Raw genomic sequence first — 24,681 nt, 5'->3', positions numbered from 1 at the left:
GACGGCGGGGATCAGGAGCCGGCGCCGCTCACCCGGTAGACGTCGTAGACGCCCGGGATGTTGCGGACGGCCTTGAGGACGTGCCCCAGATGCTTGGGGTCGCCCATCTCGAAGGTGAACCTGCTGATCGCCACGCGGTCCCTGGAGGTGGTCACCGACGCGGACAGGATGTTCACGTGCTGGTCCGACAGGGTCCGGGTCACATCCGACAGCAGGCGCGGCCGGTCGAGCGCCTCGACCTGGAGCGCGACCAGGAACACCGAGTCGTCGCCCACCGACCAGGCCACCTCCACCAGGCGGTCGGGCTCGGACCTCAGCTGCTCCACGTTGGGGCAGTTGGTGCGGTGCACCGACACCCCGTGACCGCGGGTGACGAAGCCGATGATCTCGTCGCCGGGCACGGGGGTACAGCAGCGCGACAGCCGGACCCAGACGTCGGAGTCGCCCGCGACCACCACGCCCGCCCCGCCGCTGCCACGGGGACGGCCGCGCAGCTTCGTCGGGACCGAGGCCTCGGCGATGTCCTCCTCGGCGCCCTCCACCCCCCCGATGGAGTGGACCAGCTTCTGAACCACCGCCTGGGCGGCCACGTGGCCCTCTCCGACGGCCGCGTAGAGCGCGGAGACATCGGGGTAGCGCAGGTCCCTGGCGAGGGCCAGAAGGGACTCTCCGGACATCAGGCGCTGCAGGGGCAGGCCCTGCTTGCGCATGGCCCGGCCGATGGCCTCCTTGCCCGCCTCGATCGCGGTCTCGCGGCGCTCCTTGGAGAACCACTGCCGGATCTTGTTGCGGGCCCGGCCGGACTTGACGAACTTGAGCCAGTCGCGCGACGGCCCCGCGTCGGGCGACTTGGAGGTGAAGATCTCCACGGTGTCGCCGTTGCCCAGCCGCGACTCCAGCGGCACCAGGCGGCCGTTGACCCGGGCGCCGATGCAGCGGTGGCCGACCTCGGTGTGCACCGCGTAGGCGAAGTCGACCGACGTCGCCCCCTCGGGAAGGGCGATCACCTGGCCTCTGGGGGTGAAGACGTAGACCTCGGAGACCGACAGGTCGAACCTGAGCGACTCCAGGAACTCCCCCGGGTCCGCGGTCTCCTTCTGCCAGTCGAGGAGCTGGCGGAGCCAGGCCATGTCGCTGGCCGGCTTCAGCTTGGCCCCCGGCGGACCGGAGGTGGTCATGTCCTCCTTGTACTTCCAGTGCGCGGCCACGCCGTACTCGGCCCTGTGGTGCATGCCGTGGGTGCGGATCTGGAGCTCCACCGGCTTGCCCTCGGGGCCGATGACCGTGGTGTGCAGCGACTGGTACATGTTGAACTTGGGCATCGCGATGTAGTCCTTGAACCGGCCCGGCACCGGGTTCCATCGCGCGTGGATCGTCCCGAGGGCGGCGTAGCAGTCGCGGACCGTGTCGACCAGCACCCGGATGCCGACCAGGTCGTAGATGTCGTCGAAGGCGACGTCCCTGGCGATCATCTTCTGGTAGACCGAGTAGTAGTGCTTGGGACGGCCCTTGACCAGCGCGCGGATCTTGGCCTCACGCAGGTCGCCGGAGACCTTCTCGATGACCTCCTGCAGGAACAGGTCCCTGCGCGGGGCCCGCTCCGACACCATCCGGGCGATCTCGTCGTACCGCTTGGGGTAGAGCATGGCGAACGCGAGGTCCTCCAGCTCCCACTTGATGGTGTTCATGCCCAGCCGGTGGGCGAGCGGCGCGAAGATCTCCAGCGTCTCACGGGACTTCTGCTGCCGCTTGTGCTCGGGCAGGTAGCGCATGGTGCGCATGTTGTGCAGCCGGTCGGCGAGCTTGATCACCAGCACCCGGATGTCGCGGGACATCGCCACGACCATCTTCCGCACGGTCTCGGCCTGCGCGGCGTCACCGAACTTGACCTTGTCGAGCTTGGTGACGCCGTCGACCAGCAGCGCGATGCTGTCACCGAAGTCCGAGCGCAGCTCGTCCAGCCCGTAGGCGGTGTCCTCGACGGTGTCGTGCAGCAGCGCGGCGCAGAGCGTCTCGTCGTCGGTGCCCAGCTCGGCGAGGATGGTCGCCACCGCCAGCGGGTGGGTGATGTACGGGTCCCCGCTCTTGCGCTTCTGATCGCGATGATGGTAGGCGGCCACATCGTAGGCACGCTCGATGAGCCGCAGGTCCGCCTTCGGATGGGTCGCGCGGACCGTCCGGAACAGCGGCTCAAGCACCGGGTTCATGGCGCCACCCCATTGCCCCCCAAGGCGTGCGAGCCTGCGCCTTACCGCGGGCCTCTCTTCGGTGGCTCCGGACACGGCAGAACCGGCATCGCCTGCCGGGACGGCCGTCGCGGGACCGCCACCGTCGGCGGTCACGTCGGGAACGACCACATCACGGGGCACTCAGACTCCTCACATTCGAGTCCAGATCCCCCCAGTGTATCCAGACCGACTCGGATGCCCTCCCCGGCGGGGTGCCATCAGACGATCACGAGGGAATGCACCTCGACGCCGTCCAGCCGCTCCCGGCCGTTGAGGAAGGCCAGTTCCATGAGGACGGCGATGGCGACGACGTCGGCACCCGCCCTGCGGACCAGCTCCACCGCCGCGCACGCCGTGCCGCCGGTGGCGAGCACATCGTCGACGATCAGGACGCGTTCCCCTGGGACGAAGGCGTCTCGATGGACCTCGATGGTGGCGGAGCCGTACTCCAGATCGTAGGACTCCTCAAGGGTCTCCGAGGGCAGTTTGCCTTTCTTGCGCACCGGGACGAAGCCGGCGCCGGCCTTGTACGCCACGGGGGCCGCCAGGATGAACCCCCGGGCCTCGATCCCGACGATCTTGTCCACCCGGTGGAGACCGGCGAGCTCGTCCACCACGGCGGCCATCGCCGGCGGATCGGCGAGCAGGGGGGTGATGTCCTTGAACAGCACCCCCGGCCGGGGGTAGTCGGACACGTCGCGGATCCGGGTCAGGATCAGCCTGCTCAGGTCACTCATCGTCACTTCCTCAAGGAAAAGCCTCCGCCCCCCGAACCAGGGGACGGAGGCTCGATCTCCGCGGCCTACTTCTTCTTGCGCTTCTCGCCGTCGGACGTGGAGCCGTTGGCGGCTCCCGCCGTCACCGGCTGCCGGACGCTCTTGGCCGTGCCCTTGGCCCCCTGGGAGGCGAGCCTGCGGGCGAGCGCCTGGTAGCGCGACTCGCGCTCCTTCAACGTGACCAGCAGCGGCGTCGCCACGCACAGCGAGGAGTACGTGCCGACGATCATGCCGACGAAGAGCGCCAGCGACAGGTCCTTGAGCGTACCGGCCCCAAAAAGCGTGGTGCCGATGAACAGGATCGCGGCCACCGGCAGGATCGCCACCAGGGTGGTGTTCAGCGACCGGATCAGCGTGTGGTTCAGCGCGTTGTTCGCGGCCTGGGTGTAGGTCACCTTGGAGGTCGTGCCGAGCTTGGCGGTGACCTCCTTGATCATGTCGAACACCACGACCGCGTCGTACAGCGAGTAGCCGAGAATCGTCAGGAAGCCCAGCAGGGTCGCCGGGGTGACCTCGAAGCCGGACCACGCGTAGACGCCGGCGGTGATCACCAGGTCGTGGAGCAGCGCCACGACGGCGGCCAGCGCCATCTTCCACTCGAAGGCGAGCGTGAGGTACAGGATGATCGCCAGCATGAAGACGATCAGGCCGGTGATCGCCTTGTCGGCCACCTGACCACCCCACGAGGCGCCGATGACCTGGAGGTTGACCTGGTTCTGCGCGAGGCCGAACTTCCGGGCCACCGTCTTCTGAACACTTGTCACCTCCTCGGCCGGGAGGCTCTCGGTGGTGACCCACCAGCCGTTGTTCGTGGTCTGCACGATGACCTGGTGGGCGCCCGCGTCGCCGAAGGTGCTCCGCACCTCCTGGATGGAGGTGGTCGGCGCCTTGAAGGAGAACACCGATCCGCCCTTGAACTCCACCCCCAGGTTCAGGCCCTGGAAGACCAGACCGGCGATGGAGATCGCCAGCAGCACGGCGGAGAGGCCGTACCAGAGCTTCTTGCGTCCGACGAAGTCGACGTCGATCTCGCCGCGGTACAACCGGCGCGCGATGCCGGACATCAGGCCTCCTGCGGAACGGTCTTGGAGCCGACGGCGGTCGTGCTGCTCATCCGCTCGGCGTCGAGGCCGGAGAGCTTGTGCCCCTTGGCGAAGAACTTCCGCTTGGCCAGCAGCGCCACGAGCGGCTTGGTGAACATGAACACCACGACGATGTCGATGATCGTGGTCAGGCCCATCGCGAACGCGAACCCGGCCACGCCGCCGACCGCCAGGAAGTACAGGACGATCGCGGCGATGAACATGACCGCGTCCGCGATCAGGATCGTCCGGCGGGCACGGACCCAGGCGACCTCGACGGCCGTCCGCAGCGAGCGGCGGCCCTCCTTCATCTCGTCGCGGATGCGTTCGAAGTAGACGATGAACGAGTCCGCCGTGATACCGATCGAGACGATCAGGCCGATGATGTGCGGCAGCGACAGGCGGAAGCCCGCGAACGCGCCGAGGATCACCACCGCCTGGAAGGTCAGGGTCGACGCCACCACGAGACTCAGCACCGAGACGATGCCCAGCCCCCGGTAGTAGAGCATCGAGTAGATCAGGACCAGGCCCAGGCCGATCGCGCCGGCGATGAGGCCACCGCGGAGCTGGTCGGCGCCCAGGGCGGAGGAGACCTCGTTGATCGAGCCCTTCTCGAACTTCAGCGGCAGGGCGCCGAACTTGAGCTGGCTGGCCAGCTCGTTGGCCGACGCGTCGGTGAAGTTGCCGGAGATCTGCGCCCGGCCGCCGGTGATGGGCTCCTGGATGACCGGCGCGGAGATCACCACGCCGTCCAGGACCATGGCGACCTGGTTGCGCGGCGGCTGCGAGTTGAAGGCGGTGGTGGTGACCCTCGACCACTGGTCGGGGCCCTGCCCCTTGAAGGAGAGCTGGACGAGCCACTCGCCGGTGGTCTGGTCCACACCGGCGTTCGCGGTGGCGATCGAGCTGCCGATCACGGCCGCCTTGTCGAGAACGTACTTGGCGCTGCCGTCCTCGCTACAGCCGACGAACTGCTTGTTGGGGTCGTCCTGAGCGCCCTGCCCCTTGTCCTTGGAGCAGTCGAGGGCCTCGAACTGCTTGAGCACCGCCGGATCGATACCGGTCGGGTCCACCCCCGCCAAGGGGTCGTCGGACTCCCCGGGCTGCGGCGGCTGCGCGGACGGAGTCGCGCTCTTGCCGGGCTTGTCGGACTTGCCAGGCTTGGTGGAGGGGGTGGGCGCCGGGCTGGGGTTGATGAGCGCCGCGGACAGGGCACGACCGGCGGGTGAGCCGTTCGGGGTGGGTGCCGCGGTCGTGGTCGCGGCCGGCCGAGACGAACCGGTGTCCTCCTTGCCCTCGGCCTTGGGCGAGGAGGACGGGGCCGGCGTTTTTGCCCCCTTCCCGCCGGGGGCTGTAGGAGTCGGCGTCGGCGCCTGGGTGGGCATTTGCCCCGGGGGCTGAGGTGATCCCGCCGCGACCGCCATCACCTGACGGAATCGCAGTTCCGCGGTGGTGCCGACCAGCTTGACGACTTCCTCTTGGCCCACTCCGGGGACGGAGATGATGATGTTGTCGCCGGACTTGGCGACCTCGGCGTCGGAGATGCCGCTGCCGTTCACCCGATTCCGGATGATGCCAACGGCCAGGTCGATACTCTCCTCGGTGGGAGGGGTACCGTTCGGGGTGACGGGTTGCAGCGTCACTGTCGTGCCGCCGGCGAGGTCAAGGCCATATTGGGGGGTGTACGCCTTGTTCAGGAGCATCACCCCGCCCATGGCGAGAATAATCGCCAGAAGCAGGAGGAGCATGCGTCCCGGTCTGCTCTGGCCACTGGTCGATCGGGCCACTGGTCGTCAGTTCTTTCGGCTGTAGGGATTGTTGGCGTGCCTACTCATGACTTCTTGGTCGTCGAGTCCTGGTCGTCACCATGCGGCTCCACGGTCCCGGCCACGTTGTCGTCCACGGTTCCGACGTTCTTGACATCATCGTCCTCCACGTCGTCGACCGGTGTCAGCACGCGGCCGATCGCGGCCTTGACCCAGCGGGTCTCAACACCGGGGGCGATCTCAAGGATCACATCGTCGGCGTCGATCGCCACCACAGTCGCGAAAAGCCCGGTGGTCGTCATGATGCTGGTCCCCGGGGCCAGGGAGTTCTGCATCCGGGCCTGCTCCTGCTGCCGCTTGCGCTGCGGCCGGATCAGCAGGAAGTAGAACACCACGACCATCAGAGCGATCATGATAAGGCTCGAATAGTTGCCGCCCATAGGGCCGCTCCTTCACTTAAGAATGACCGGCCTGGCGCCGGACGTCGTATACGGCCACGCCGCTCAGCACGTCAGCCTACACAGCCAGCCAAGCCACGGAGTTTAGGCGAGCTGTTAGGAGCGCGGCAACGAAGTCACGATCTGGCGCGCGGGGAAGTTCCCATTTCGATACCGTTGTCACCAATTCGTGATCAACGTGACGCGGCCTTCCTCCCAGGATTCAACGTCAGGGAGGGGCCGAATCATCCCCGAAATCACCGATCATCGAGGCGCCGAACGCCTCCGGGGGCGGGGTCAGGCCCAGGTGAAGCCAGGCGGCGGCGGTCGCGACGCGCCCGCGGGGCGTGCGGGCCAGCAGTCCCTGCCGCACCAGGAACGGCTCGGCGACCACCTCGACGGTCTCAGGCTCCTCACCCACCGCGACCGCCAGGGTGGACAGGCCCACCGGGCCGCCGCCGAACTTACGCAGCAGCGCCCCGAGCACGGCCCGGTCCAGCCGATCCAGCCCTTCGGCGTCGACCTCGTAGAGGTTCAGCGCCGCCGAGGCGACATCCCCGGTGATCACTCCGTCGGCCCGCACCTCCGCGAAGTCGCGCACCCGGCGCAGCAGCCGGTTGGCGATGCGGGGCGTGCCCCGGGAGCGCCCGGCGATCTCGTGGGCCGCGTCACCGGGAAGCCGCAGGCCGAGCAGCCGCGCGGAACGGTGCAGAACCTGCTCCAGCTCGGCGGGGTCGTAGAAGTCCATGTGCGCCACGAACCCGAACCGGTCGCGCAGCGGCGCGGGCAGCAGGCCGGCCCGGGTGGTGGCCCCGACCAGGGTGAACGGCGCGACCTCCAGCGGGATCGCGGTCGCCCCCGGCCCCTTGCCAACCACGATGTCGACGCGGAAGTCCTCCATCGCGAGATAGAGCATCTCCTCCGCCGGGCGCGCCATCCGGTGGATCTCGTCGATGAAGAGGACCTCGCCCTCCGAGAGGGTCGACAGGATCGCCGCGAGGTCGCCTGCCCGCTCCAGCGCGGGGCCCGAGGTGATCCGGAGCGGCACGGAGAGCTCGGTGGCGATGATCATGGAGAGGGTCGTCTTACCCAGTCCCGGTCCACCGCTCATCAGCACGTGGTCCGGCGGCCGGTTGCGCCGCAGCGCGCTGTGCAGGACCAGGGACAGTTGCTCGCGCACCCGCGCCTGGCCGATGAACTCCTCCAGCCGTTTGGGCCGGAGCGCCGCCTCGACGAGCCGCTCGTCGCCCTCGGCCTCCGGCGACACCAGATCCCGCTCGGAAGTCACGCCGATCCACCCTCACTCGCTGGGACGCCCGCCCGGGCCGCCGTCCTGCCGATCCTTCGCCACCCGGACCCGTGGCGCCCCGGGACGACCGGCGCCCGCGTCGCGGCGTCCGGGGTCACCGGACGCTCAGCATGCGGAGCGCGGCCTTGAGCAGCGCCGCCACCTGCGGGACCCGGCCCTGCGCGATCTCGGCGTCGGCCTGGGGGGCGACGGCGGCGACGGCCTCGTCGGCGTCCCTGGCCGGGTAACCCAGCCCCACCAGGCCGGAATGCACCTGGTCACGCCAGGGGGGCGTGACCCCGCCCCCGTCGAGCGCGGCGTTGACGGCCTCCTCGGGCGTGCCGAGCCTGTCCTTGAGATCGACGATGATCCGCTGGGCGCCCTTGGGCCCGACCCCCGGCACCCTGGTCAGCGCCTTGACGTCCGCGCTCGCCACGGCCATCCGGAGGGCGTTGGGCGTGTGCACGGCCAGCATCGCCAGGGCGACCTTGGGGCCGACCCCGTTGGCCGTCTGCAGCATCTCGAAGACCGCGCGCTCGTCGTCGGCGGCGAAGCCGAACAGCGTCAGCGAGTCTTCACGGACCACCAGGGAGGTGGCCAGCCTGACCTCCTCCCCCAGCCGCAACGTGGCCAGCGTGCCCGGCGTGCAGTGGACCAGCATGCCCACCCCGCCGACCTCGATCACCGCCCCGTCCGGCGCGATCGTGGCCACCCGTCCGCGCACCGAGGCGATCACTGCGTGGTTCCTCTCGGATGCCCCGCGGCCCGGCCGCGTCCGCGGAAGTAGGCGGCGGCGGTGGTGCCGGGGTCTGAGCGGACCCTGGCCACCGCCTCCGCCAGCCGATTCTGCGCGCCGCCCCGCCACACGTGGCAGATGGCGAGGGCGAGGGCGTCGGCGGCGTCGGCGGGCTTGGGCATCGCGTCCAGCCGCAGCAGCCGGGTCACCATGGCCCCGACCTGCTGCTTGCCGGCCGTACCGCTGCCGGTGATCGCGGCCTTGACCTCGGAGGGCGTGTGCAGCGCCACCGGCAGCCCCCGGCGGGACGCGCACAGAATCGCCACCGCGGAAGCCTGCGCGGTGCCCATCACGGTCCTGAGGTTGTGCTGGGCGAAGACGCGCTCCACCGCGACCGCGTCGGGCTCGATCTCGTCGAGCCACCTCTCGATCCCCGCCTCGATCGCCACCAGACGGGCACCGATCTCCTCGTCGGCCGGGGTCCGCACGACTCCGACCTTGACCAGGGTGAGCGGCGCTCCCGGCCGTCCCTCGACCGCACCGAGGCCGCACCGGGTCAGCCCCGGATCGACCCCCATCACCCGCAGCTCGGGCAACCGCACCGACACGCCTCCACTCGCCGAACATCTGTTCGGTGCCCGACTCTACCGTGTGTGAGCACGCGACGCACGGTTACCCGGCACCGCCCCGTCAGAAGTAGTCGAGCATGTGGGGCCTGGCCTGGAAGGCCTCGTCGAGGGCCGCGTCACCGTCCGCCGGCCCGGTGAGAAGTCCCGAGCGGCGGAGGGTGGGTGTGGGAACCCCCGCGTACAGGGCGGCGAGGGCGTTGGCCGTGAGAACGGGAACGGTCCCGGGCCGGGAGCCGGCGGGCTGGACCGTACCGGATCCGCCGGAGACCGTCAGATGCCAGCTTCCGGAGTTGGCCTCCCGCCGGGGGTCGTCCACCTGGATCACGGTGTCGAGGACGGCACCCGGCGGGAAGCCTCGCCCCGCGACGGCGGAGGCGAGGTCGACGACGCGGAACATCCAGCGGGTCTGCTCGATCCTGTCCTCGGCGCGGTCGCCGATCAGCCAGAGAACCGGGTCGTCGGGGGCGACGACCGCGCGGACCGACTTGGCGATCGAGGCGGAGGAGCCCACCAGCGACCACAGGGCCCGGACGGTGGCCTCCGAGCCCGCGACGAGGTTGGAGACCTCGATGTCGTTGCCGTTCCAGCGGTAGACGACGAAGCCGTCGTCGGCGAGGTAGAGGAAGGCGTCCTTGTCCGCCAGCCGCGACTCCCAGACACCGGCGTCCCAGCGGACGGGGCCGGAGGCGCGGGTGGCCGCGTGGACGCGGCCGAGCAGCGCGATCACCTCGGCGGCGTCGCCGGGGCCCATCCGGCGGAGCCCGACCCGCTCGGTGAGCCTGATGCCGCGCAGCGCCTCGGCCGGCAGCGTGGCCCGGTACATGGCGCCGGCGTGTTCCCAGCCCAGCGACCGGTAGAGGGAGGTGGTGGCCGGATAGAGGGCCGAGACCGGATGTCCCAGGTCCGCGCAGCGGTCGAGGGTGGCCTGCATCAGGGTCCGGGCGACGCCACGTCCCCGGTCCTCCGGGGCGACGGTCACCGAGGCGACGCCGCCCATGGAGATCGGCCTGCCGTGCCACCACTGGGTGAAGTCGGCGATCCGGCTCGTCGCGACGAGCCGGGGGCCGTCGACAAGGCCGAGGTATCTCCCGCCGCCGAGCATCGGGACGACCAGCCTGCGCCAGACCTCCTGCTCGGCTTCGGACAGGAGTCCGAAGGCACGCGTGCGGTTGTCCATCACGGCGTCGAGATCGTCGAGGGTCAAATCACGTAGCTGCACAGTCGTCCAACCTAGGCCATCCGCCTGGGGCGGGAGCCGCGGGGGAACGGTCCACGTCGAGGGCGCGCCGAAGGGGCGGTCCCGCCTTCGGCCCTCCTGCGGGACGGCCCCGGCGGATCGCCCGGAAAACCCCGTGCGGCGAGGCGTCCACCTCCGGCGGCGAATCCCGGAGCCTGCAGGACCCGCCGATCGAGGCGCCGGGGACCGCGGGAGCGCGGGGAGGGGGCTGCCGGGGACGGGCGCCGGGCGGGTGCGCTCAGGCGTCGAGCTTCTCCATGACCTCGTCGGAGACGTCGAAGTTGGCCCAGACGTTCTGAACGTCGTCGCTGTCCTCAAGGGCGTCGATCAGCCTGAAGACCTTGCGCGCGCCGTCCTCGTCGAGCGGGACGTTCATCGTCGGCAGGAACCCGGACTCGGCCGAGTCGTAGTCGATCCCGGCGGCCTGCAGGGCCTTGCGGACCGGCACGAGGTCGGTGGCCTCGGAGACGACCTCGAAGGAGTCGCCGAGATCGTTGACCTCCTCGGCTCCCGCGTCGAGCACGGCGGTCAGCACGTCGTCCTCCGACAGCTCGCCCCTGGGGACGAGCACGACGCCCTTGCGGTTGAACATGTAGGACACCGATCCGGGGTCGGCCAGGGAGCCGCCGTTGCGGGTCAGGGCGACCCGGACCTCCGAGGCGGCGCGGTTGCGGTTGTCGGTGAGGCACTCGATCAGCACCGCGACGCCGCCCGGGGCGTAGCCCTCGTACATGATGGTCTGCCAGTCGGCGCCGCCGGCCTCCAGGCCGCCGCCGCGTTTGCGGGCGCGCTCGATGTTGTCGATGGGGACCGAGTTCTTACGCGCCTTGGTGATGGCGTCGTACAGCGTCGGGTTGCCGTCCGGGTCGGGGCCACCGGTCCGAGCCGCGACCTCGATGTTCTTGATGAGCTTGGCGAACAGCTTGCCCCGCTTGGAGTCAAGCGCGGCCTTCTTGTGCTTGGTCGTCGCCCATTTGGAGTGGCCCGACATCGGCTAGAGCTCCCTCACCATCTCAACGAAGTATGAATGCACCCCGACGTCCCCGGTAAGTTCCGGATGGAAGGACGTGGCGAGCAGCGATCCTTGGCGGACCGCGACGATCCTATCCCCAGCTTCGGCCCGAGCCAGCACTTCAACCTCGGAACCCACGGATTCCACCCACGGGGCGCGGATGAAGACCGCGCGGAGCGCGCCGCGCCCGGCGAAGTCGACGTCGGCCTCGAAGGAGTCGACCTGGCGGCCGAAGGCGTTGCGGCGGACCACCATGTCGATGCCACCGACCGTCTGCTGGCCCTCGACCCCGCCCTCGATCCGGTCGGCCAGCATGATCATGCCGGCGCAGGAGCCGTAGGCGGGCATGCCTCCCTTGATCCTCAGCCGGAGCGGTTCGAGCAGCTCGAACGTGTCGGCGAGCTTCCACATCGTGGTGGACTCCCCGCCGGGGATGACCAGGCCGTCGACCGCCTCCAGCTCACCGGGACGCCGTACGGCCACCGCCTTCGCACCCACCGCCTCCAGAGAGCGCACGTGCTCGCGCACGTCTCCCTGCAGGGCGAACACACCGATGGTCGGGGCGATGCTCACAGTGGTCCTCTCAAGGGGCTCGGAAGGCCCCTTCAGCGTATGGCCACTCCGCGCGCCGCCCCAAACCCGATCATCCTCCGGACCGTTCCCGCGGAACCGTCCGATCCGGGCCTTCGCCTCCGGCCCGGACCGTTCCCGGAGCCCCCGCCCACCGGCTCCCTCCTCGGCGGGAGGGGATCGTCCCGGCGGGGGAACGCCCCGGCGAGCCCCGCGCGGCCTGGGGCGCCGACCGGCACGGGCCGCGGAAACCGCGCCCCGGGAAGCGGAAAAGGCGGCCTCCTCGCGGATGCCGCCTTTTCCGGGGGAACGCCTACCAGCCGCGCTCCGCCAGACGGTGCGGGGCCGGGATGTCCTCGACGTTGATGCCCACCATGGCCTCGCCCAGGCCGCGGGAGACCTTGGCGATGACGTCCGGGTCGTCGTAGAAGGTGGTGGCCTTGACGATCGCCGCGGCGCGCTGGGCCGGGTTGCCGGACTTGAAGATGCCCGAGCCGACGAACACGCCCTCGGCGCCGAGCTGCATCATCATCGCGGCGTCGGCCGGGGTGGCGATGCCACCGGCGGTGAAGAGCACCACGGGGAGCTTGCCGGTCTTGGCGACCTCGGCCACCAGCTCGTACGGCGCCTGCAGCTCCTTGGCCGCGACGAACAGCTCGTCCTCGGGCAGCGAGGACAGGCGCTTGAGCTCGCCCCGGATCTTACGCATGTGGGTGGTGGCGTTGGAGACGTCGCCGGTGCCGGCCTCACCCTTGGAACGGATCATCGCCGCGCCCTCGGTGATACGGCGCAGCGCCTCGCCCAGGTTGGTCGCGCCGCAGACGAAGGGCACCGTGAACTGCCACTTGTCGATGTGGTTGGCGAAGTCGGCCGGGGTCAGCACCTCGGACTCGTCCACGTAGTCGACGCCGAGCGACTGGAGCACCTGGGCCTCGACGAAGTGGCCGATGCGGGCCTTGGCCATGACGGGGATGGAGACGGCGGAGATGATGCCGTCGATCATGTCGGGGTCGCTCATCCGCGAGACGCCCCCCTGGGCGCGGATGTCGGCGGGGACCCGCTCAAGGGCCATGACGGCGACGGCGCCTGCGTCCTCGGCGATCTTGGCCTGTTCCGCGTTGACGACGTCCATGATGACGCCGCCCTTGAGCATCTCGGCCATGCCGCGCTTCACCCGGGCGGTTCCGGTGACGGCGGTCTCGGTGACTTCGGGCGTGCTGCTGGACACGGTCTCTACCTCACGACGGCTGGGTTGCGGATCACGGGCCGCCCCCCAGGGCGGTTTCCGGCACCTCCATCGTAGGCGCTGGGCGGCATGTCCTCTTACACACCATCTTGTCTCCATCGAGCGATCTTCTTGGACATCATGGAGGACCTGCGGCGACGGACGGGGAATTCCCTGGGTTCCAGGCCGTGCGGCGGTCTTCCCGACCGGCCGGAAGGCGGTGGCCCGACACCGGAAACGACCGGGGACGGCGGGTCCGGGAGCGACCGGAACGGCCCAGGCCGGTCGGGGAGAGATCCCGGTGGACGACCCAAAAGAACCAATACCACCCACAGGTGATCCCGGGGGGCAGGAGACGGGCCCGGGGCGGTCAGGGAATGACGGGCTTGGGGGCGGCCAGGACGATCCAGACCTGACCGGGGGCGAAGTTCATCGGCTCGCCCGACTCGGTGGTGAAGACCGTGCCGTCCTCCTCCGTGGCACGCGACCACCTGGCCTTGAACGCCTGGCCGTCGCGGAGCACGACCGCCCTGCCCTTGCCGACGCTGTGCACCAGGGGCGTGTAGCTCTGGTTCAGGTCATGATACTCCGAGCGCTCGGTCTTGGCGTACTGCACCACGATCGTGGGCGCGCCGAGCTGGCCGCCCTCGGCCGCCATGTTCTTCTTGCCGTCCTGCCAGATCAGCCACTTGCCCGCGGCCTGCGACCAGCCGAAGGTGAAGCGGGCCGCGGGATATCTGACACCGAACGTCTTCCTGGGCACGCCCCCCTGCGGGGCGTCGCCGAAGGTGAGGCCGATGTCCTTGGCCTTGGTCGCGGCGGGCGCCTTGGCCAGCAGCTGCCTGGTGCCGGCGAACAGGTTGTAGGGCGCGTAGCGGCCCGGCTGACGGAAGTAGGCGCCGGGCGCCCTGCTGTCGGAGACGTCGACCAGCGACGCCTCCTGGACCTTGGGGATCATCTTGGTCTGCACGCCCGAGTAGGCCAGCGCGGGCTTGCCGAACTGCGGCAGGAGGTGCAGGTCGGAGATCCGGGCGCTGCGGACCGGGCCGATCTTGGGCGGGAGCCTTGAGGAGAAGATCGCCATGAGGCGGGTCAGCCCCGCCTCGACCTGCTCGACATAGACGATGTCGGCGCTTTTGAGCCCCAGCTGGGGTTTGCCCGCCGAGGTGTTCTCGATCTTCGCCGCGAGCACGGGCCTGCGCGCGGCGTCGGGGAGCCCGGTGAAGGGATGGGACGGCTCCGGAGTGGGGGTCGGCGGCACAGAGGGGGCGGCCTGAGGGTTTCTTCCCGGAGCGGGCTCGTCGGAGGAACAGGCGGCCACCGGCGCGAGAACGGCCGCTCCCACCAGGGTGACGGCGATCATCCGGGGTACCCGCACGGCTCATCTCCTCAAATCGGCCACGAAACGCCCAAGAGCTTACCTGTGTCCGACTTGCCGGATATCCCGGTTCGTATTCCCTCTATTCGATACCGAGGGCCTGCGGTGGGGCGTCGTCGATCTCGAAGAAGCCCGGATAGGCCGTGTGCCCGGCCAGCCTCAGCGTCCGGGCCAGCCAGCGGCGCTGGGCTGTCCGGGTCACGCCGACCGCGTTGTTGTAGAAGCGGCGCGAGTAGACCACCTTGGCCACCGCGGCGCCGAGCTCCTCCAGCAGGGCGGCACCCGCCGGGGTGTCGGCGAGGCGGTCGCGGAAACGCTCCTGGTCGACGACGGCCCGCAGCGCGCGCGACAGGTCGCTCTCGGCGTGCTCACGCTCGTCGGGCCCCGCGGTGCGGGCCTCGTGTGCCGCCGCCGCCAGCACCAGGCTCGTCGCGGGGTCCAGCAACCGGGAGGCGGCCAGTTCGAGGGCGACGGCGGCCCGCCGTACCAGGGCCGCGTCCAGGGACTCGCGGGCCAGCTCCAGCCGGATGTGCAGCCGGTCGAGCCGGCCTGCCCGCCAGGAGACGTAGACGGCGGTGAGCAGCACGAACGCGCCCACCACCAGGATCAGCGTGGTCGTCACGGAACGTCGTCCTCCTCAACTCCGGAGCCACTGGCCACGGTCTCGTAGACGCGCAGGACGTCGCGGGCGACCGTGGACCAGTCGTACTTCCACACGGCCTGGCGGGCCTCGTCCGACAGTTTGGCCCGGCGCCGGGGGTCGTCCAGCAGCGCGGCGGCCTCCCGGGCGAGCGACCCGGCGTCACCGGTCGCGAACAGCGCCCCGGCCTGGCCGTCGCCGAGCACCTTGCGGAAGGCCGGGATGTCGCTGGCCAGGATCGCGGCACCCGCCGACATCGCCTCGGTGAGCACGATGCCGAAGCTCTCCCCGCCCAGGTTGGGCGCGCAGAACACGTCCACCGAGTGGTAGGCGCGGACCTTGTCCTCCTCGCTGACCATGCCCAGCAGGCCGATCCGGTCGTGGAGGTGGGCCGGGACCCGCTGCAGCACCTCGTCGGCGTCACCGGGGCCCGCGATGAGCAGGCGCAGCCCGGGACGCTCGGCGGCCAGAGCGGCGAACGCGTCCAGCAGCACCGGCAGGCCCTTGCGGGGCTCGTCCATCCGGCCGAGGAAGCCGATCACCTCGCCCCCGTCCCAGCCCGGCAGCGGCTCGGCGCGGGCGTAGCGGCCGACCGTCACCCCGTTGGGGATGAGCACGGCGTCGCCGCCGATGAACTCGACCAGGGTCTTCCTCGCGGCGTCCGACACGGCGATCCGGCCGGTGATCTTCTCCAGTGCGCTCATGAGCACCGGCGTGGTGACCGACAGGGTGCGGGACCGCTCGAAGGAGGCGTGGAAGGTGGCCACGATCGGCCCCCTGGCCACCCAGCAGGCCAGCAGGCCGACCGAGGGGACGGCCGGTTCGTGCACGTGCAGCACGTCGAAGCGGCCCTCGCGCACCCAGCGGCGCACCCGGTTGGCCGACAGGAAGCCGAAGGAGAGCCTGGCCACGGAGCCGTTGAAGGGGACGGGAACCGCCCGGCCCACCGAGGTCACGTAGGGCGGCAGCGGCGCGTTGTCGGCCGCGGGGGCGATCACGGAGACCTGGTGGCCCTCCTCGATGAGCGCCTCGGCGAGATCGCGGATGTGCGCCTGGACGCCGCCCGGCACATCCCAGGTGTACGGGCAGACGATGCCGATCCTCACTGCCTCACTGCTTCCTCGTCGCCTCTCACGTGTCCCCCGGCCCGCCTCGGCGTATCCCAGCCGTCTGTCATCCGCGGGGTTCCAGGTCCTCAAGCCAGAGTCGCTGGAGCATGTGCCAGTCCTCGGGGTGCTCGGCGATGCCCTTCTCGAAGACGCCCGCCAGGCCCTGCATGACGGTCGCCACCTTCTCCTTGCGGGTGCCCTCGGCGGGGACCGCGATCTCCTCGTGGAACTGCAGGCCCCAGTCACGCCCCTGGAAGTAGAGGATCGCCGGGATCAGCGCGGCCCCGGTGTGCACGGCCAGCAGGCCGGGACCGGCGGGCATGCGGGTGGTCTCGCCGAAGAACTGGACCTCGATCCCCCGGGCGGTCAGATCCCGCTCGGCGGGCAGCGCGACCGGCAGACCGGCCCGCAGCCGCTGCGACAGGACGCCGAAGGTGTGGCCGTCCCCGCCGGTGAGCGGCAGCACCTCCATGCCCAGCCCCTCGCGGAAGGCGGTGTAGCGGTGGAACAGCGACTCGGGCTTGAGCCGCTCGGCCACGGTGGTGAACGGGTGTCCCGTCCGGGCGAACCAGGCGCCCGCCAGATCCCAGTTGCCCATGTGGGGCAGGGCGAGGACCACCCCGCGCCCCCTGGCGAGGTTGTCGTAGATCTGCTGGTCGCCGGTGACGTGCATGCGGGAGACGATCTCGCGGGTGGGCATGGAGGGCAGCCGGAAGACCTCGTGGAAGTAGCGGAAGTAGGAGCGCATGCCGTCACGGCTCAGCGCCCGGACGGCCGGATCGTCCGGCGAGGTGCCCTTGACCCGGGCGAGGTTGGCCTCCAGCCGGAGCACGGACGTGCCGCGGCGCCTCCAGAGCCGGTCGGCGGCCACCCGGAACCCCCAGGCCGTGAGGCGTTCGGGGAGGCGGGGAACGATCGCCCAGCCGGCGCCGAACCCGGCCGCGACGAGACGATCCTTCGGGGACGGCTTGTCGGTCATCGCTCTCCCGGTGAACGGAGGGTCCCCGCCGCGGCGGAGGCGGCCTGGCGGTGGACGTGGAGCAGGCGCTGAACGACGGTGACCACACTGGCGACGGCGAGCAGCCAGAGCCCCGCCGCCAGCACGTACGGCACGCCGAGACCGCCGAGACCGGCCGAGACCAGGCCGACGACCAGCCGCTCCGGCCGTTCGGCGAGACCGACGTCGCAGTTCAGGCCCAGCCCCTCGGCCCTGGCCTTGACATAGGACACGAGCGCCCCGGCCACCAGGCAGAACAGCGCCACCCCGGCCAGCACCCGTTGCCCGCTCACCATGAACCAGATCACCAGCCCCGAGAAGATCCCGGCGTCGCCCACCCGGTCGAGGGTGGAGTCGAGGAAGGCCCCCCACAGACTCCCCTCGCCCCCCATTCTGGCCATGACCCCGTCGAGCAGATCGGCCAGTACGAAAATAGTGATCACTACGGTGCCGGGGAACAACTCCCCCCGGGGATAGAAGAAGAGGGCTGCGGCGACGGTGCCGAACGTGCCGACCGCGGTGACCACGTTGGGGCTGATCCCCCGGCGGGCAAGCGCCCTGCCCAGGGGGGTCAGGATTCGGGTTACGGCGGGGCGCAGAAGTTTCAGCATCGCGGTCCGATCGTAGGCCACACGACATGTGAGCGCGCATCCAACGCTCCGCAAGCGGATTGCCACAGGCCTCTTGTGATATTTGCCACATGGGTATTTGGTGAACACACCGCGTCCTTGCGGTGTATGGACGCGGCGGCGGACCCGGGGTGCGGCCGCAGCCGGCCGCGCTCCTTCGGCAACGACGCGGGAGGCGACGTGGCAGAGAAGGCAACCGGCGTGACAGCGGGAGCCGCGGGCAGGGCACCCGTGGCCGACCGGCCGGACATGATTCGCAACGTGGCGCTGGTCGGCCATTCCGGCGCGGGAAAGACGACCCTGGTGGAGACGTTGCTGGCCGCGACGCGGACCGTGCAGCGGGCAGGCCGGGTCGAGGACGGCAACACGGTCAGCGACTTCGACGAGGTCGAGATGCGCCAGCAGCGCTCGGTGAACCTGACCGTGGCCCCGATGGTGCACAACGGCATCAAGATCAACCTGCTGGACACCCCCGGCTACGCCGACTTCGTCGGCGACCTGCGCGCCGGGCTGCGCGCGGCCGACGCGGCGCTTTTCGCGGTCTCGGCCTCCGAGGGGGTGGACGGCCTGACCCGGATGCTCTGGGAGGAGTGCGCGGCCGTCGGGATGCCGCGCGCCGTGGTGATCACGAAGCTCGACCATCAGCGGGCGGATTTCGAGGAGGTCCTCGCCGTCTGCCAGGACGCCTTCGGCGAGGGCGTGGCCCCGCTGTACCTCCCGGTGGTGACCAACGGCCGGCTCAACGGCCTCATCGGGCTGCTGACCCAGAAGTTCTACAACTACGCGACCGGCACGCGGACCGAGAACGCGCCGGGCCCCTCCTACCAGGGGCAGATCGAGGGATACCGGGACCCGCTGATCGAGGGGATCATCCAGGAGAGCGAGGACGAGTCCCTGATGGACCGCTACCTCGCCGGCGAGGAGATCGGCACCGAGACCCTCGTCGCCGACCTGGAGAAGGCGGTCGCGCGCGGCGGTTTCCACCCGGTGCTCGCCACCGGGGGCGGTGTGGGCGCGCTGGAGGTCCTCGAACTCATCACCCAGGGCTTCCCCTCCCCGCTGGAGCACCCGCTACCGGAGATCACCTCGATCGACGGCAGGCCGGTCCCCGGCGTCTCCTGCGACCCGGACGGCCCCCTGGTGGCCGAGGTCGTCAAGACCACCAGCGACCCCTACGTCGGCCGGATCAGCCTGGTGCGGGTGTTCTCCGGGACGCTCCGCCCGGACATGACCGTGCACGTCTCGGGACACGGGCTGACCGAGCGCGGCCACGAGGACCACGACGTGGACGAGCGCATCGGCGCGCTCTCCTCCCCCCTGGGCAAGATCCAGCGGACCGCCGCCAAGTGCGTCGCCGGCGACATCGTCGCGGTGGCCAAGCTGTCTCGCGCGGAGACCGGCGACACCCTCTCCGACAGGGAGCGGCCCCTGCTGATGACCGCGTGGACGATGCCCGATCCGCTGCTGCCGGTGGCGATCCAGGCCAGGTCCAAGGCCGACGACGACAAGCTCGGCCAGGCGCTGCAGCGGCTGGTCGCCGAGGACCCGACACTCCGGCTGGAGAACAACCCCGAGACCCGGCAGCTCGTGCTCTGGTGCATGGGCGAGGCCCACGCCGACGTCCTGCTGGACCGGCTGAGCAGGCGGCACGGCGTCGAGGTGGAGAAGGTCGAGCTGCGGGTGCCGCTCCGGGAGACCTTCGGCGGCAGCTGCCGGGCCCTGGGACGCAACGTCAAGCAGACCGGCGGGCACGGCCAGTTCGCCGTCTGCCACCTGGAGGTGGAGCCCCTGCCGTCCGGCGGGGGTTTCGAGTTCGTGGACAAGGTCGTCGGCGGCGTGGTGCCGCGCCAGTTCATCCCGTCGGTGGAGAAGGGCGTGCGCACCCAGATGCAGCGCGGTGTGCTGGCCGGATATCCCATGGTGGACGTGCGGGTGACGCTGTACGACGGCAAGGCCCACTCGGTCGACTCCTCCGACATGGCCTTCCAGATCGCCGGGGCGCTCGCGCTGAAGGAGGCGGCGACCAAGGTCCCCACGCTGCTGCTGGAACCGGTCGACGAGGTGGCGGTGCTGGTCCCCGACGACCACGTCGGCGCGGTGATGTCCGACCTCTCCAGCCGCCGGGGCCGGGTTCTCGGCACCGAGCCGGTCGGCGTCGGGCGCACGCTGGTCCGGGCCGAGGTGCCCGAGCTGGAGATCACCCGCTACGCCATCGACCTCAGGTCGATGTCGCACGGGACGGGGACGTTCCACCGCGCCTTCCTCCGCTATGAGCCGCTCCCGGCCCATCTGGTGGACAAGGTCGCCGGTTGATCTCGCGGGGAGGCGCGAACCTCCTGGTTCTCGCCTCCCAAAGATTTAATCCGGTAACAGTAATGTCACGGAACGATTTCTTTTTTCCGGCCAAAGCATCCCGACCCCGATGCCAGACTAATTAACCATGCGAACCGGACGCCCTCTGCTTGCCGCCGCCGCCCTGGCCGTCATCACCACCGGCGCCGCCTACACCTTCGGCCCGGACGCCCCGCCCGCCAAGCCCGCCAAGGTGGTCAAGCCCATCAAACCCACCAAGCCGGCCAAGCCCGCGAAGCACACCACCACCGAGCAGGTCTCCGGCACGACCACCCCGGCCTCGGGGGCGGCGGCGTGCCCGGTCAGCGCGGAGTACCCCAAGCGCCAGCTGCGCGGGGTCTGGATCGCCACGGTGAAGAACATCGACTGGCCCTCGCGGACCGGCCTCTCGGTCGCCCAGCAGCAGGCGGAGTACGTCAGGCTCCTCGACAGCGCGGTCAAGCGGCGGTTCAACGCGGTGTTCGTCCAGGTCCGCCCTGCCTCCGACGCCCTCTACCGGTCGGCGCTGGAGCCCTGGTCGCAGTATCTGACCGGTACGGCCGGCAAGGACCCCGGCTGGGATCCGCTGACCTTCCTGGTGACCGAGGCCCATCGGCGCGGGCTGGAGTTCCACGCCTGGTTCAACCCCTACCGCGCCGCCTACGACGGCGGCCTGAAGGGCCTGCCGGCCAACCACCCCGCCCGCAGGAACCCCGGCTGGATCGTCAGGCACGAAGGCAAGATCTACTACAACCCCGGCCTGCCGCAGGTCCGCGACCACGTCACGTCGGTCGTCAAGGACGTGGTGGGCCGCTACGACGTGGACGGGGTCCACTTCGACGACTACTTCTATCCGTACCCGGGGGCGGGCACCGCGTTCGACGACACCGCCGCGTTCAAAAAGTACGGCAAGGGCGCCAAACGGGCCGACTGGCGGCGCGCCAACGTCAACAGCCTGATCGCGCAGGTCGACAAGGCCGTGCACGAGACGAAGCCGTACGTGAAGTTCGGGGTGAGCCCCTTCGGGATCTGGCGTAACAAGTCCGAGGACCCCACCGGCTCGGCCAGCGGCGGCATGTCCGCCTACGACTCCATCTACGCCGACGCCCGCCATTGGATCCATGAGGGCACGGTCGACTACGTCGTACCGCAGCTGTACTGGCCGCGCGGGTTCAAGGTCGCCGACTACGACGTGCTGATGCCGTGGTGGGCGAACGAGGTCAAGGGAACCGGCGTGCATCTGTACATCGGCCAGGGCCTGTACCGGGTGGGGAGCACCGACACCCCGGCCTGGACCAGGCCCGGCGAGCTGCCCTCGCACCTGACGCGCAACCGTGAGTACGAGGAGGTCCGCGGCGACGTCTACTTCAGCGCCAAGCAGCTTCTCACCGACCCGCTGGGCGTCCTGGGCCGGATCGCCAAGACCACCTACGCGCGTCCCGCGCTGCTGCCCCTGATGGAGAGCCTCGGCGGCCGGGCACCCGCCGAACCCGCCGACGTGCGGGCACAGGGTGCCGTGATCAGCTGGAGGACCTCCCCGGGCGCCCGCTCCTACGCGATCTACCGGATCGCCTCCGGCAAGGCGGGCAAGTGCGCCACCGCCGACGGCCGCAACCTGGTCGCGGTCGTGCCCGCCACGGGCGGCGACCGCCAGACCTTCACCGCCGGCGCCGGTGGCGGAGCGTATCTCGTCACGGCACTGGACCGCCTGCACAACGAGAGCTCGGCCGCCAAAACGATCATCCCCTGACCCCGCCGGGTCACGATCATCACATCCGGTAGACCGCGAGCCCGATGTTCCCCTACGGTGCCAGCATTTGAGCGAGGTCTGGGGAGGTCTCCGGTGAGGCGGACGCTTGTCGCGTTTGCGCTGGTCTTGAGCGCGCTGTGGCCCGGGGCCGGATGGGCTGCGGCCGAGGTCGCGGCGCCGCCTCCGGTGCGGGCCGTCGTGCGGGCCCCGGCGTCGGCCACAGTGCAGGCCACAGCACGGACCACGGCGCGGGCCCCGGCGCGGGCCACCGCGGGGCCCACCGCGCGGGCGGGCGGGCGGGTGGCCCTGATCGGGGTTCCCGGCCTGCGGTGGAGCGACCTCAGCCCCGAGATCACGCCGAACCTGTGGCGGCTGGCCGGCCGGAGCGCGGTCGGCTCGCTGTCGGTCCGCACGGTCGGCCGGGTGACGTGCCCCTACGACGGGTGGCTGACGGTGTCGGCCGGGGTGAGGTCCGCGGTCGGCTACGGGTGCGGGCTCCCGCCGGCCCCCGTCCCCGCCGGGGCCGGCGCGGTCATCCCCGACTACGGGTATCTGCACCGGGTCGCCCGGCAGCGGAACGCCGGAGTGCTCGGCGACGCCGTACACGCCGCCGGGGAGTGCACCTTCGCGGTCGGTCCCGGCGCGGCACTGGCCCTGGCCGACCGGACGGGCAGGGTGGACCGCTACGCCCCCTCCCCCGCACAGGTTCCCTCCGGGGCGTTCACCGCCTGCCGGCTGATCGCCGTGGACGTGGACGACCTGATCCGGCCCTATGTGACCGGCGGGCGGCTGCCCGAGATCGCGGAGAGCCTCACCCCTCAGCGGCGGGAGGCGGCGCTGCGACTGGCCGACGCCGGGGCCGGGGCGGCGCTGGACGCGCTGCCCGAGGACACCTCCGTCCTGCTGGCCGGCCTGGGCGACCACGGGGGCGTGCCCCACCTGCGGGTGGCCATGATGACGGGGGGCGCGGACGTCTCCGGCCGGTTCCTGGGGGCGGCCTCGACCCATCGCGAGGACGTCACGATCCTGCCGGACATCACCGCCACGATGCTCGCCGTGACGGGCGTCGCGGCCCCGCCGACCGTGATCGGGGTGCCCTGGGGGGCGGGTGCGAGCCGTACCGGTGGCGTGGAGAGCGCGCGGAACGAGCTGGTCGACGCCGACCTGGCCGGGCAGACGATCAGGGACATGGGCGGGCTCTTCTTCACGGCGATCGCCGTGCTCCAGGTCGGCTTCTACGGCACCGCGTTCCTGCTGATGCGGCGCAGGCGCGGGCTGAACGGAATCCGCGTGGCCGCGCTGGTCCTGGCGTCCCTGCCGGTGTCGACGTATCTGGTCAATCTCCTGCCCTGGCACCACAGCGGAGCTCCGCTGCCCGTCCTGGTCGGCGGGATCGTGGGGATCGCGCTCCTGCTGGCGGTGACGGCGCTGGCGGGCCCCTGGCGGCGCCGTCCGCTCGGGCCGCTGGCGGTGGTGGCCGGGATCACCGCGGCGGTGCTCGCCGGCGACCTGCTGACCGGGACGACCCTGCAGCTCAACAGCGTGATGGGGTACACCGCCGTGGTCGGCGCCCGCTACTACGGCCTGGGCAACATCCCGTTCGCGCTGTTCGCCACGTCGGTGCTGCTGCTGGCGACCGCACTCGCGCACCGGTTCGCGGCCCGGGGGCACCGGGGCGCCGCGGTCGCCACGGTGGCGGTGCTGGGCGGTACGGCGATGATCCTGGGCGGCTGGCCCGGGGTGGGCAGCGACTTCGGCGGGGTGATCGCCTTCGTACCGGGTATCGCGGTGACCGCGCTGCTGATCGCGGGCAAGCGGGTCTCGGTCATCAGGCTGGGCGCGTTCTGCGTGGCGGGCGGCGTCGTCGTGATGGCCATCGCCACCCTCGACTACCTGCGCCCGCCCGGCTCCCAGACGCATCTGGGCCGGTTCGTCGGCCAGGTGCTCACCGGCGAGGCCGCGGAGGTGATCGGCCGCAAGCTCGGCGCGATGCTGAACACCCTGCTCAGCCCCAACCTGATGCCGATCGTGATCACTGCGGTCGCGTTCCTGGTCTACGCGGTGATGCGGCCGGACACGGCGAGCGCCGGTGTGCTGCCCGCCGCGTTCGGCCACTCCCCGGCGCTGCGGGCCGGCCTGATCGGCACCCTGGTCAGCGGGGTGGTGGGCATGCTGGTCAACGACTCGGGAGCCGCGGTGCTGTCCATGGCGCTCGCCCTGGGGGTGCCGCTGGCGCTGTCGGTGGGTGTCAGGGCGCTCGGCGACGCGGCACCCTACGAGGAGGCGGGCCAGGAGCCGGCGAGCAGTTCCCTGGTGTCGCGGAGCAGCTGAGGCAGCACCTTGGTGTGGCCGACCACCGGCATGAAGTTGGTGTCGCCGCCCCAGCGGGGCACCACGTGCTGGTGCAGGTGGGCGGCGATGCCCGCGCCGGCCGCCCCGCCGAGGTTCATGCCCACGTTGAAGCCCTGCGCGCCGCCGGCCTTGCGCAGGGCGGCCAGCGCCCGCTTGGTGAAGTCGGCGAGCTCGGCGGTCTCGGTGTCGTCCAGGTCGGCGTAGTCGGCGACGTGCCGGTAGGGACAGACCAGCAGGTGGCCGGAGTTGTACGGGTAGAGGTTGAGCACCGCGAAGACGGCGGTGCCCCGGGCGACGACCAGGCCGTCCTCGTCGCTCATACCGGGAATCTCACAGAATGGGCAGCCGTCGTCGGGACTGACACCGGTCGGCTTGTTCTCTCCCTTGATGTAGGCCATCCGATGCGGTGTCCACAACCGCTGAAAGTTGTCGGGATCCCCCGCACCGGACTGCTCGATCGGCTCGCTCTCCTGCATGCATTGCAGCATAGGCCCACCCCTGGCGGGGGT

The 24,681-nt window shown here is 70.7% G+C and carries 21 protein-coding genes; 3 read left to right on the top strand and 18 right to left on the bottom strand.

All coding sequences use genetic code 11. From position 1 onward, the window contains the following. Positions 1 to 11: 11 nt before the first annotated feature. The 17 genes from ACWEF2_RS17725 to pgsA all read right to left on the bottom strand — a co-directional run bounded on the left by ACWEF2_RS17725 (position 12) and on the right by pgsA (position 17,721). Positions 12 to 2,207, bottom strand: a complete 2,196-nt coding sequence (locus tag ACWEF2_RS17725) for a RelA/SpoT family protein (RefSeq protein ID WP_355599477.1) — start codon at positions 2,205 to 2,207, stop codon at positions 12 to 14. Between the two features lie 239 nt (positions 2,208 to 2,446). Further along, on the bottom strand, positions 2,447 to 2,965 hold the full coding sequence (locus ACWEF2_RS17720) for an adenine phosphoribosyltransferase (RefSeq protein ID WP_453816407.1): 519 nt from the start codon (positions 2,963 to 2,965) through the stop codon (positions 2,447 to 2,449). A gap of 65 nt (positions 2,966 to 3,030) precedes the next feature. Further along, on the bottom strand, positions 3,031 to 4,068 hold the full coding sequence (secF, locus tag ACWEF2_RS17715) for a protein translocase subunit SecF (RefSeq protein WP_453816406.1): 1,038 nt from the start codon (positions 4,066 to 4,068) through the stop codon (positions 3,031 to 3,033). After that, on the bottom strand, positions 4,068 to 5,834 hold the full coding sequence (gene secD / locus ACWEF2_RS17710; protein ID WP_453816404.1) for a protein translocase subunit SecD: 1,767 nt from the start codon (positions 5,832 to 5,834) through the stop codon (positions 4,068 to 4,070). The genes secF and secD overlap by 1 nt, the downstream gene beginning before the upstream one ends. A gap of 83 nt (positions 5,835 to 5,917) precedes the next feature. After that, a complete protein-coding gene (gene yajC / locus ACWEF2_RS17705) occupies positions 5,918 to 6,292 on the bottom strand; it encodes a preprotein translocase subunit YajC (RefSeq protein WP_453816402.1) in 375 nt (124 codons plus the stop codon). Positions 6,293 to 6,518: 226 nt separating this feature from the next. Beyond that, positions 6,519 to 7,577, bottom strand: a complete 1,059-nt coding sequence (gene ruvB / locus ACWEF2_RS17700) for a Holliday junction branch migration DNA helicase RuvB (protein ID WP_453816400.1) — start codon at positions 7,575 to 7,577, stop codon at positions 6,519 to 6,521. Positions 7,578 to 7,692: 115 nt separating this feature from the next. After that, positions 7,693 to 8,313: a Holliday junction branch migration protein RuvA gene (gene ruvA, locus ACWEF2_RS17695; RefSeq protein WP_453816398.1), complete on the bottom strand. Its 621-nt coding sequence runs from the start codon at positions 8,311 to 8,313 to the stop codon at positions 7,693 to 7,695. Beyond that, complete coding sequence (ruvC, locus tag ACWEF2_RS17690) at positions 8,310 to 8,900, bottom strand: crossover junction endodeoxyribonuclease RuvC (protein ID WP_453816428.1); 591 nt, start codon at positions 8,898 to 8,900, stop codon at positions 8,310 to 8,312. Before ruvC ends, ruvA begins: the two co-directional genes overlap by 4 nt. Positions 8,901 to 9,003: 103 nt before the next feature. Continuing rightward, positions 9,004 to 10,161 carry a GNAT family N-acetyltransferase gene (locus tag ACWEF2_RS17685; protein ID WP_453816396.1) on the bottom strand — a complete coding sequence of 386 codons (1,158 nt, stop codon included), beginning with the start codon at positions 10,159 to 10,161 and terminating at the stop codon, positions 9,004 to 9,006. Positions 10,162 to 10,417: 256 nt separating this feature from the next. Next, the gene (locus ACWEF2_RS17680) at positions 10,418 to 11,170 is read right to left on the bottom strand and encodes a YebC/PmpR family DNA-binding transcriptional regulator (RefSeq protein ID WP_355599485.1); all 753 of its coding nucleotides are present in this window, start codon (positions 11,168 to 11,170) and stop codon (positions 10,418 to 10,420) included. Between the two features lie 3 nt (positions 11,171 to 11,173). Next, positions 11,174 to 11,764, bottom strand: a complete 591-nt coding sequence (gene pdxT / locus ACWEF2_RS17675) for a pyridoxal 5'-phosphate synthase glutaminase subunit PdxT (RefSeq protein ID WP_453816394.1) — start codon at positions 11,762 to 11,764, stop codon at positions 11,174 to 11,176. 310 nt (positions 11,765 to 12,074) lie between these two features. Continuing rightward, the gene (gene pdxS / locus ACWEF2_RS17670; protein WP_453816392.1) at positions 12,075 to 12,989 is read right to left on the bottom strand and encodes a pyridoxal 5'-phosphate synthase lyase subunit PdxS; all 915 of its coding nucleotides are present in this window, start codon (positions 12,987 to 12,989) and stop codon (positions 12,075 to 12,077) included. 367 nt (positions 12,990 to 13,356) lie between these two features. Continuing rightward, positions 13,357 to 14,364, bottom strand: coding sequence for a DUF3048 domain-containing protein (locus ACWEF2_RS17665; RefSeq protein WP_453816390.1), 1,008 nt, complete (start codon positions 14,362 to 14,364; stop codon positions 13,357 to 13,359). Between the two features lie 82 nt (positions 14,365 to 14,446). Next, positions 14,447 to 14,986 carry a hypothetical protein gene (locus tag ACWEF2_RS17660; protein ID WP_355599489.1) on the bottom strand — a complete coding sequence of 180 codons (540 nt, stop codon included), beginning with the start codon at positions 14,984 to 14,986 and terminating at the stop codon, positions 14,447 to 14,449. Beyond that, positions 14,983 to 16,110 carry a glycosyltransferase family 4 protein gene (locus tag ACWEF2_RS17655; protein WP_355599490.1) on the bottom strand — a complete coding sequence of 376 codons (1,128 nt, stop codon included), beginning with the start codon at positions 16,108 to 16,110 and terminating at the stop codon, positions 14,983 to 14,985. The genes ACWEF2_RS17660 and ACWEF2_RS17655 overlap by 4 nt, the downstream gene beginning before the upstream one ends. Positions 16,111 to 16,177: 67 nt before the next feature. After that, entirely contained in the window at positions 16,178 to 17,092 is a 915-nt protein-coding gene (locus ACWEF2_RS17650; RefSeq protein WP_453816387.1) for a phosphatidylinositol mannoside acyltransferase, read from the bottom strand. Continuing rightward, positions 17,089 to 17,721, bottom strand: coding sequence for a phosphatidylinositol phosphate synthase (gene pgsA / locus ACWEF2_RS17645; RefSeq protein ID WP_453816385.1), 633 nt, complete (start codon positions 17,719 to 17,721; stop codon positions 17,089 to 17,091). The genes ACWEF2_RS17650 and pgsA overlap by 4 nt, the downstream gene beginning before the upstream one ends. Positions 17,722 to 17,919: 198 nt before the next feature. Here pgsA and ACWEF2_RS17640 point away from each other — a divergent pair, with 198 nt between their 5' ends. From ACWEF2_RS17640 to ACWEF2_RS17630, 3 genes are all read left to right on the top strand, one after another. Next, the gene (locus ACWEF2_RS17640) at positions 17,920 to 20,052 is read left to right on the top strand and encodes an elongation factor G-like protein EF-G2 (RefSeq protein WP_453816383.1); all 2,133 of its coding nucleotides are present in this window, start codon (positions 17,920 to 17,922) and stop codon (positions 20,050 to 20,052) included. Positions 20,053 to 20,179: 127 nt separating this feature from the next. Next, positions 20,180 to 21,820, top strand: a complete 1,641-nt coding sequence (locus tag ACWEF2_RS17635; protein ID WP_453816381.1) for a glycoside hydrolase family 10 protein — start codon at positions 20,180 to 20,182, stop codon at positions 21,818 to 21,820. Between the two features lie 93 nt (positions 21,821 to 21,913). Next, complete coding sequence (locus ACWEF2_RS17630; RefSeq protein ID WP_453816379.1) at positions 21,914 to 24,151, top strand: hypothetical protein; 2,238 nt, start codon at positions 21,914 to 21,916, stop codon at positions 24,149 to 24,151. On the opposite strand, the gene ACWEF2_RS17625 is transcribed toward ACWEF2_RS17630, so the two are convergent. Beyond that, positions 24,094 to 24,660, bottom strand: a complete 567-nt coding sequence (locus ACWEF2_RS17625) for an HIT family protein (RefSeq protein ID WP_453816377.1) — start codon at positions 24,658 to 24,660, stop codon at positions 24,094 to 24,096. The genes ACWEF2_RS17630 and ACWEF2_RS17625 overlap by 58 nt on opposite strands. Between the last annotated feature and the right edge of the window lie 21 nt (positions 24,661 to 24,681).

The sequence above is a fragment of the Streptosporangium sp. NPDC004631 genome (genome assembly GCF_053601935.1).
The sequence above is the reverse complement of the archived record's forward strand: the minus strand, read 5'-3'. Positions and strand labels throughout refer to the sequence as shown.